General features: G+C 76.7%; 1 protein-coding gene. It reads left to right on the top strand.

Annotated elements, in window-relative coordinates; translation table 11 throughout:
* On the top strand, positions 1–577 hold a 577-nt coding region (locus tag HW577_RS26055), incomplete at its 5' end, for a hypothetical protein (RefSeq protein ID WP_198378966.1).
* Between the last annotated feature and the right edge of the window lie 115 nt (positions 578–692).

The following is a 692-nucleotide window of genomic DNA, read 5'->3' on the forward strand; positions in this document are numbered from 1 at the left end:
GCGCGGCGGCGCCTTCGCGGGGGCCGCCTTCTTGCCGGAGGCGGCCGGCGTCGCGGTGGCCTTGGGCGTCGCGGACTTCGCCGCCGGCGTGGCCCTTGCCTTGGCGGGCGCTGCCTTCGCCGCGGCGCTGGCCTGCGCACGCTTCGGTGCCTTAGCCGCCGCGGATGTCGCGCGCGGCGTGGCCTTGGCCTTGCTGGCCTTGGCCGTGCTGGCTGCGGCCTTGCCGGCGGCCGTCTTGAGCGCCGGCGCTTCGGCCGCCGCGGCTTTCGCCTTGGCCGCCGCCGGCGTCGTGCTCGAGGCCTTCTTCGGCGCGGGCTTCGTGGCCGGCGCCTTGGCGGTCGGCTTGGTCTCGCTGGTCTTTGGCGTGCGGGCTATGGCCCCCTCCTCTCGCCCGTGTCGCGTCCTGCCTGGCCCGCACGGATGGCGGTGGCGGAGGCGGCATGCTCTCGCGCCGGAACCAAGCACCAAGCCGCGTGCGGCGCAAACCTTTCCGACGGGAGCGCGGCCGGGGCCTGTTCCGCGGGACGTGTGCCCGGAGCGCTTTCGGCGAGACACTCGCCTGGCTCTCCTTCCGTGAGAAGCGCGCCCGGTGCGCGACGATGGCGGCGCAGGGCCGCCGCCGCCTGCCCCGCCAGCGCGCGGCGCGTGAAGCCCGGCCGCGGCAGCACCGCAAGCGCCGTGTTGCGCGCGAT

The organism is Neoroseomonas rubea (assembly GCF_016106015.1).
Taxonomy (GTDB): domain Bacteria; phylum Pseudomonadota; class Alphaproteobacteria; order Acetobacterales; family Acetobacteraceae; genus Neoroseomonas; species Neoroseomonas rubea.